Below are 8,712 nucleotides of genomic sequence, written 5' to 3'. Positions count from 1 at the left end.
GTCACCATGGACACCCTTGTCTTTCGCTAACAGTTCCTACTGCCAAGCCTGTAGTGGACTTTCACCACCAAGTTGTTGCGCATGCCGGGCGCACACCAAAAAAAAACACCCACCAATATTGGTGGGTGTAAAAAATTCCTATTTTTAGTTTTCTTCAGCTACTTTTGAGTAACGTTTCGTGTGTAGTAACATGAAATAACCGAAAGTAATAGCTAAGAATGCTACTAGGAAGCCTGCTAGAATTCCGTAGTTTTGCATTAAGAATGATGTATCACCAGTTGAGATACTTGCTTTAAATGCTGAAACAGTATATGTCATTGGTAATAGTTTATTAAATACTTGCAATGGTGATGGGATTAACTCAAGTGGGAATGTACCCGCGCTTGTTGTAAGTTGTAAAATTAATACAACAATCGCCATGAAGCGTCCTGGATCACCGAAAATAGATACTAACATTTGAATTAAAGCTAAGAAAACATAACTTGTTAATAATGCTGTTAGGAAGAAGTATCCGAAATTGTTTACTTCAAGGCCTAAGCCCCATTTTACAATAACCACTGTTAATATAGTTTGAATTAAGCCGACTATTGCTAAAACTGAAGCTTTACTTGCAAACCAAGCTGCTCCATTTTTTGGACGAATTGCTGGTTCCACAAGTGGGAAAACGATAGAGATTAATAACGCACCAACGAATAAACCAAGAGAAATAAAGTATGGTGAGAATCCTGTTCCATAGTTAGGTACATGGTTAACAGATTCTTTATCAACCTCTACTGGGCTACCTACCATATCATATGTGTCTTTACTTGAATGAACTTCTTTTGCTTTTTCACTTGCTTCACCTAGTTTGCTAGATAAAGTTGATGTACCATCTACAAGTTCAGTAGTACCATCAGCAAGCGTTTTAGAACCTTCTGCTAATTCACCTGATTTAGAGGCAAGTGTTGATGTACCTTGATTCAATGTTGTTGAACCACTTGCTAGCTGATTTAAACCTGAAGCCAATGTTTTAGAACCTGTTACGGCTGTCTTAACACCAGCATTTAATTCACCTAATTTTTGAGCAAGTGTTGCATTACCAGCTTGGAGACCTTTTGCTCCTTCGATTAATGCACCACTTTTTGATGTTAATGCATTAGCGCCCGCTAACACTTGTGATTGACCTGCTGCAATTTGCGATGCACCAGAACTTAATTGATTAGCACCAGCTTGTAATTGACCTGTACCAGCAGTTAAAGAACCTAAACCATTATGCACGCTTGCACTTCCTGCTTGTAGCTCTGCTAATGTTTGTTTTAATACTGCCGCTTGCTCTTCAGGCAATGAAGCCATCATGCCTTGTAATTGATTAGATAAAGCTGTGATGCCTTCTGCTACTTTTGCAGAACCCGCTGTTAATTGGCCTGCTGCACCATTTAATTTACCTGCATTATCAGCGATTGAAGCTGCGCCTGTACTAATTTGTTTTTGTTTATCGCTAAGTGTAGCTAAACCTGCTTGAACTTGCGCTACACCTTGTGTATATTGTGATACACCTTGTGAAAGACTTGATGCTCCTGTTGCTGCTTGCTGTGCACCATTTTGTAACTGTACTGTACCGTCTTGTAATTTTACTAGACCAGTAGATAAGTCATTTGCACCTTTTGCAGCATCTCCAGCACCTTTAGTAATTTTATCTGCACCGTTTGACAATTCAACTGTACTTGATGCTAGTTTCTCAAGATAACCTTTTAAATCTTTTGCACCATTCGCTAAAGTTTTAGCACCTTCATCTAGCTTACTTGAGCCATCTGCAGCTTCTGTAAAGCCATCTCCAAGTGTTGTAATAGAATCAAATAATTTTTCTGCATAAGTAGCAGATACTTTTGAATTCACTTCCGCACGTACACGGTCCATTGCTGTTTCACCAATTTGTGCACCAAGGAAGTTCAATCCTTCATTCGGAATATAATTCATAACTAGTTTAGAAGGTTTGTCATCTAATAACGTAGTCGCATGCTCTGAGAAATTTGTTGGAATTTCTAGAATCATATAATAGTCTCGACCATGTAAGCCTTTTTCAGCTTCTTCTTTGGAAACGTCAATAAACTTAAACTCGTTACTATCGACAAGCTTATCGACTAATTCTTTCCCTAGATCTAATTTAACCCCTTCCATTTCTGCGCCCTTATCTTCATTGACAACAGCTACTGGTAAATTAGGCAAGCCTTCATACGGATCCCAGAACGCCCATAAGAACATGCCTGCGTACATGACTGGGATAAATAATACAGCGATTATTGAAACAAGCATTTTTCTTGTCTTTAAGATTTTAAGCCACTCAGCTTTAATCATAAGTTTTCTTCACTCCTATAATATTTGACCGAAAACGTCCGTCGGTCATTTTTATTCAAAAAAAAAACTAAATCCTCACTAGACTATCATTGATTCACCTTTAGCTCAGCCGAATCAAGTTAGAATTAGCCCACGGAAGATTGTTTCCTTGAAAAGATTTAATATCTTTTCTTCAGGAATAATGTCGCCATGTAGCTCATGCCAATCAACGACAAATGCTAGATACGCCTTTAACAACAGAAAGCTTACTAATTCTGCATCACAATCTCTAATTTCTCCTTTATCGATACGTCTTTGAATTAATTCTGTAACGTAGGATAAAATTTCAGTCTCAATGCGAACTAAAGCTTGTTTAACTACTGGCGTTCGTAGCTCCTTTTCTTCCTCTAATAACTTCGCAAATAAAAGATGTTTTTCACGGAACTGTAGCATTTTCATTAAAGCATTATGCGCATTGTCCATAAAGCTAGCGGATGCATCCAACACTGCATCTGCTTCAGCTTGCATCTCTCGTACAAGTGACATAGCTATCTCTTGAAATAAAATTTCTTTATTTGCAAAGAATGTGTAAATCGTCCCTTTACCGACGTTAGCAATTTTAGCCACTTGCTCCATTGTTGTTGCCTTGTAACCAAACAATGTAAAGGATTTTGCAGCTGCTTCAAGAATTTCCTGTCTACGATCCATTAGTAACATCCTTTCCTGTTATATTATGTACATGCCTTTGTACACGAAAATGATAATGACCAGAAAACCATTCCGGTCATCTGGTCATTATCATATTCCTATTTTAAAAATAATGCAAGCATTAATTGTGATTTTTTTCACTTTTTTTCATGATCACTATGCTCAGAAGTATCATTACCGTGATTCATCATGTTATGATCCATACTATTGTTATTTGCTTTTTCATCCTCTGGTAAAACTTTCGTCATATCAGGGCTACCAGCAGTAATTTGTTGCTTCGGCATACTATGAACACCATTGCCTGTAGTAGTATGAGCATACATATAATATACCCCATCGTGGTCAAATGTAGTCGTCGCTTTATAAACGCCATCTTTCTCTAATTTACCGTCAATCATTTGCCCTTGATCACGTTTACCAGATTCCCAAACCTCAAATTGTACAACTGCATCATCAACTTTTTTGCCACCTTGTACAACTTGCGCCGCAAGATCAATTGTTTTATTGATCGCTACTTCTTTCGGTGTTAAAATTTCAACTTCTGGTATTGGAGCCACTTCAGGCTCTGGTAGAGCTGCTGGCTCTTTCTTTTCTCCGCAACCTACTAATAGTGCAGATACTGCAACTAATGCCAATAACCATTTTTTCATGTTTTATTCCTCCATTAACGGTAATGTGATTTTTACAACTGTACCTTTTTCAACTTCACTTTCAATCTCAATCTTGCCATGTAACTGCTTCAACAATTGTTCAACAATTGACAAGCCTAGTCCACTACCACCATCTGCTCGGCTCCGCGCTTTGTTAACACGATAAAAACGCTCGGTTACATGCGATAAATCCTCTTGAGGAATACCCATTCCATAATCCTTAATGATAATTTGTGCATTAGCATCCTTCTCTAAGGCAGTAATTTCAACCTTTGACTGTTCATACGAGTAATTAATGGCATTTTCAATAATATTAATAAAAATTTGTTTCAGCTTTACTTCATCCGCTTGGATGATTAATGCATCATCAGCATCTAAATGGAGTACAATGTTCTTCTTCTCTGCCTGATGAGTTAATATTTTTTGAACCTCACGTAATGTTTCGGCAAGAGGAATTGGATATAAAGTAATTTCTGCTTGTTCATTTTCCATACGAGCAAGTTGAAGCAATTCATTCGTTAAACGTTCCATACGATTTGCCTCACGTACTATGAGCTGGATCGTTTCCTCTTTTTGATGTTCTGGAATAATACCTTTCTGCATCGCTTCGCTATAACCTTTTACATAGCTAATAGGTGTCCGTAATTCATGTGAAACTGTCGCCAAAAACGTCTTTTGAGCCTCATCCTCTTGTTGGATTGCCTCTGCCATTTGATTAAAGGTGCTCGATAGCCTTCCGATTTCATCTTTCGAATGAACTGGCACACGCGTTCCATAGTTTCCGTATGACATTTGCTCAACAGCTCTTTGTAAATTACTTAATGGTCGCATAATATGTCGAATTCCTTTATAAATTAAATAGCTGATGACAAGTAAAAATATAAAGGCGCTGACAAATAAGAAAATAACTTCATTATTCGCTAACTCACTAATTTTTGCTAGAGGGAAGTATATATAAATAATCCCTTCGAGCCTATTTTGATCCACTAGCGGCAGTACTACAGAAATTAGCTGTCTATCAAATCGGGGTTCATATCCAATTTTTTGTACATATTCACCCGCAAGTAATTGCTGTCGTTCTTCTGGACCAATTAATGTTTCGAAATCTATATCAAACGGCACACAGGCACTTAGTTCTCGCGGATTTCTTACTGCAAAAATATTCAAATTCGAATAATTGGCATAATGTTCAATATCTGCAATAAATTCATCCGTTACCTTACTACCGGTATACATCGTTTGTAGCTTTGTCCCTACTTCTACCATCATCTCTTCTGTGTCTTCTACATAAAGTCTTTCATATAAATAATCTGTCAGGACATACATAAAGACAACGGTAATGATCAAAAATGCAAAGATTAATAGCCAAATGCGTGTTGAAATTTTTTTCATTCGCCAGGATCAAAGCGATAGCCCACTCCCCAGACGGTTTGAATATGCCCCGCCGCTTCCTTTCCAAGCTTTAGACGTAAGGTTTTTATATGAGTGTCAACAGTTCTTGTCCCCCCTACATAATCAATATCCCAAATGCGTTCTAGTAATTGCTCCCTCGTATAAGCATTTCCAGGATTATTCATAAATAAATGTAATAGTTCAAATTCCTTCAACGTAAGTGGAACACTCTTTCCATCTACAGATACCTTGCGTGCAATCTCATCTATTTTAATAGGTCCAAATATCACATATTTTTGCTGCAAGTCTTCAATATTAGTACCACTTCTTCTTAGCACAGCATGGATTCGCGCAACTAGTTCATCATTTGTAAAGGGTTTTACAATATAATCATCTCCGCCAATTGTTAAGCCTTTTACCTTATCCTCATTTGCATCACGTGCTGTTAGAAAAATAATTGGTATATTCGACATCGCACGTATACTTTGACAAACCGCAAAGCCATCTTCGTGCGGCATCATCACATCAAGTAGAACTAAATCAATTTTTTCGCGTACAATTATATCGTAGGCTTCTGTACCACTTGCTGCTGTTACGGTCTCAACTTTTGCATTATGGAGCATCATTTCTATTAAATTACGCATATCTTGCTCATCATCAACAATTAATACAGTTGTCACATTTTTTCCTCCCTCACTAACAATTGAAATGCACCTTTCCCCACATCAACTGTTTTTTTCACCTGACCTTCTTTTATAAAATACAAAGTATGGTCATCATAACCAGCGACAACAATATAATCTTTAAACTGATTTACGACAAACGGATTAGCTCCTACCTCTTGCTGCCATCTCACATTTCCATCAAAGTCGGCAACATATAATGCATTACGGCCATGACTAACAACGAGAACAGCATCCTTTGTTTTGGTTAATCCAACAGGCATTAAAGGCATTGCTATCTCCCCATGTTTGACGCCTGTTATAAGATCATATTTTTTAACAGAGCTATTCGGTTTACTTCCTTCTCCATGGCCACCAATCCATAGTTCATTTTTCTCTTCAAGAATTGCTATGCCATGTGATGATTTTTGAATCGGCCACTCTTGTTCAATTTCTAGATTCTCAATATTTAACACCGATAATTTCGTATCTTTATAATTAATCACATATAGCTTATCTTTATAGGCCGCCATTGACATAGGATAATTACCAAGCTTCTGAGTTGCCAGTTCGTTGCCCTCTTCATCAAAGCTTGTCACTGTATTCGTTTTGCTATTCGCAATAAAAAACTGTTTTCTATTTTCAGCATAATACGCATTCGTTGAGCCAAGCTGTACTTTTTTGGAATAGAGCTTCTTTCCAGTTGATAATGTATAGATGTCAAATTCATTTAATTGATGACCATACAATAACACACGATCGTTTCCGAGGAGAATTGCCCCCGAGTAAGCTTTATCTAATAACCATGTTGCTTTCACATTACCTTGTTCATCGATAAAATCTAGAGAAGGCTCTTGTATATTTAAGGATGCTACAAAATTCTGATCGCGTTCAATAGGCTCAAACGATTTCTCCGTACACCCTACTAGCAATACTAGCTGTACTAAAGAAAAAATGAAAATTGCCCATTTTTTCAACATCATCACCTCTGTTTCTTAACTATACTTCACAATTGTGAAATTCACGTGAAACTTGAGAGGTAAATTTATGACAAAGAAAACAAGCAAATTTCACAATTATTATTATGTAATGCTTACATTTACGAGCATTTATCCAATCCAAAATTATAGTAGCACATATACTACATAGATTATGGTAAGGAGGAATCAACTTTATGGTATCCATTAGCTTATGTATGATTGTGAAAAATGAAGAAGCTGTCATCGGTAGATGTCTAACATCTGTAAAAGACTTAGTCGATGAGATTAATATCATCGATACTGGCTCTACCGACAATACAAAGCAAATTGTTAAAGAGTTTACAGATCGTATTTTTGATTTTGAGTGGATTCATCATTTTGCAGCTGCAAGAAATTTTTCATTCCAACAAGCAACAAAGGAGTACATTTTATGGCTAGATGCAGATGACGTATTATTAGAGGAGGATCAGGAAAAATTTAAAGCACTAAAAGAATCCCTGACCCTTGATATAGATGCCATTTCAATGAATTATAATTTAAGTTTTGATAATGAAGGAAATGTAAGCTCTCTATTAAGAAGATATCGCTTAGTAAGAAGAGATAAACAATTCCAATGGATAGGTGCCGTACACGAATATTTAGCAGTCGGTGGGAAACTATTGGATAGTAATATCGCTGTCAGTCATTTACCACTTAGTCACGATCATTCACGAAATATTAATATCTATAAGCAATTAGTTGACTCAGGAGAACCGCTCACTCCACGAGATACATTTTATTACGCAAATGAATTACTAGATCACGGACAATTTGAGGACGCAATATTTTACTATGAAACGTTTTTAACTTCAAAATTAGGCTGGGTAGAAGATAATATTACAGCCTGTTTCAAATTAGCAGACTGTTATTCTCATTTAAATGATCCCGAAAATAATTTGAGTTCCATTCTAAGAAGCTTTGAATACGGTATTCCGCGTCCTGAAGCGTGTTGTAGACTTGGTTTTATTTTTATGGAACAAGCCAAAACCTATGAAGCAATCTTTTGGTATGAACAAGCGCTTAACATCAAACAAATTTCTAACGCCCCTTTTCAAAATAAAACCTTTACAACATGGTTACCCCACTTACAACTATGTGTCCTCTTTGATCGGTTACAACACTATGAAACTGCCAACGCACATAATGAATTAGCCAGATCCTTTTTACCAAATGACGAAAAAATACTTCACAATAAAACATATTTTGATCGTATTTTAAATAAAGAGAATGAAACATCTTAAATAGCTTCTATACTAATGGGTTGTTATTAAACCGTGATGAAAAAATACTTTTATCGCTATTGATATTTTTAGATTAAACAAGTAGTTAACTGTCTATTTCATCTTTTCCCTCTATGAATACGCTATTTGAGAGAGGAGGTGAAACAATGCATTTCGGACAATTTAACAATAGAATTTGCAGCAAATGTAATACATTCCCGTGTTGTTGTAATCCTTGTGCTCCAAGCTGTCCTGTTCGGCCTATTAAACCTGGAAGAACTGGCCCAACAGGAGCTACCGGGGCTACCGGGGCTACTGGCGCTACTGGGGCGACTGGATCTACTGGCGCTACTGGGATGACTGGGGCTACTGGCGCTACTGGTGTTACTGGGGCTACTGGCGCTACCGGCTCTACTGGGACTACTGGCGCTACTGGCGCTACTGGCTCTACTGGCGCTACTGGCTCTACTGGCGCTTCTGGCTCTACTGGGACTACCGGTGAAACTGGAGCTACTGGTGTTAATGGGGCTACCGGTGTTACTGGGGCGACTGGCGCTACTGGTGTTAATGGGGCTACCGGTGTTACTGGGGCGACTGGATCTACTGGCGCTACTGGTGTTACTGGGGCTACTGGCTCTACTGGCTCTACTGGCTCTACTGGCTCTACTGGTGTTACTGGGGCTACTGGTGTTACTGGGGCTACTGGCTCTACTGGCTCTACTGGCTCTACTGGCTCTACTGGCGCTAC

The 8,712-nt window shown here is 37.9% G+C and carries 8 protein-coding genes; 1 reads left to right on the top strand and 7 read right to left on the bottom strand.

Features of this window, described 5'->3' with window-relative positions; genetic code table 11:
• Positions 1-144: 144 nt before the first annotated feature.
• The 6 genes from ACIQZA_RS21940 to ACIQZA_RS21915 form a co-directional block, all read right to left on the bottom strand.
• Entirely contained in the window at positions 145-2,334 is a 2,190-nt protein-coding gene (locus ACIQZA_RS21940; protein ID WP_400937831.1) for a YhgE/Pip family protein, read from the bottom strand.
• A 114-nt stretch (positions 2,335-2,448) separates the two neighbouring features.
• The gene (locus tag ACIQZA_RS21935) at positions 2,449-3,021 is read right to left on the bottom strand and encodes a TetR/AcrR family transcriptional regulator (protein ID WP_400937834.1); all 573 of its coding nucleotides are present in this window, start codon (positions 3,019-3,021) and stop codon (positions 2,449-2,451) included.
• Positions 3,022-3,158: 137 nt separating this feature from the next.
• Positions 3,159-3,671, bottom strand: coding sequence for a FixH family protein (locus ACIQZA_RS21930; protein WP_400937836.1), 513 nt, complete (start codon positions 3,669-3,671; stop codon positions 3,159-3,161).
• Between the two features lie 3 nt (positions 3,672-3,674).
• Complete coding sequence (locus ACIQZA_RS21925) at positions 3,675-5,063, bottom strand: sensor histidine kinase (RefSeq protein ID WP_402883774.1); 1,389 nt, start codon at positions 5,061-5,063, stop codon at positions 3,675-3,677.
• Entirely contained in the window at positions 5,060-5,743 is a 684-nt protein-coding gene (locus ACIQZA_RS21920; RefSeq protein WP_400937841.1) for a response regulator transcription factor, read from the bottom strand. Before ACIQZA_RS21920 ends, ACIQZA_RS21925 begins: the two co-directional genes overlap by 4 nt.
• Complete coding sequence (locus ACIQZA_RS21915) at positions 5,740-6,708, bottom strand: YncE family protein (RefSeq protein ID WP_400937844.1); 969 nt, start codon at positions 6,706-6,708, stop codon at positions 5,740-5,742. Before ACIQZA_RS21915 ends, ACIQZA_RS21920 begins: the two co-directional genes overlap by 4 nt.
• 191 nt (positions 6,709-6,899) lie before the next feature.
• Here ACIQZA_RS21915 and ACIQZA_RS21910 point away from each other — a divergent pair, with 191 nt between their 5' ends.
• Positions 6,900-7,985 carry a glycosyltransferase gene (locus ACIQZA_RS21910; RefSeq protein ID WP_402883776.1) on the top strand — a complete coding sequence of 362 codons (1,086 nt, stop codon included), beginning with the start codon at positions 6,900-6,902 and terminating at the stop codon, positions 7,983-7,985.
• Positions 7,986-8,070: 85 nt separating this feature from the next.
• Here the strand turns inward: ACIQZA_RS21910 and ACIQZA_RS21905 are convergent.
• The coding region (locus tag ACIQZA_RS21905) for a hypothetical protein (RefSeq protein WP_402883777.1) at positions 8,071-8,712 on the bottom strand (642 nt) is incomplete at its 5' end.

The organism is Lysinibacillus sp. NPDC096382 (assembly GCF_044762845.1).
Taxonomy (GTDB): domain Bacteria; phylum Bacillota; class Bacilli; order Bacillales_A; family Planococcaceae; genus Lysinibacillus.
The sequence above is the reverse complement of the archived record's forward strand: the minus strand, read 5'-3'. Positions and strand labels throughout refer to the sequence as shown.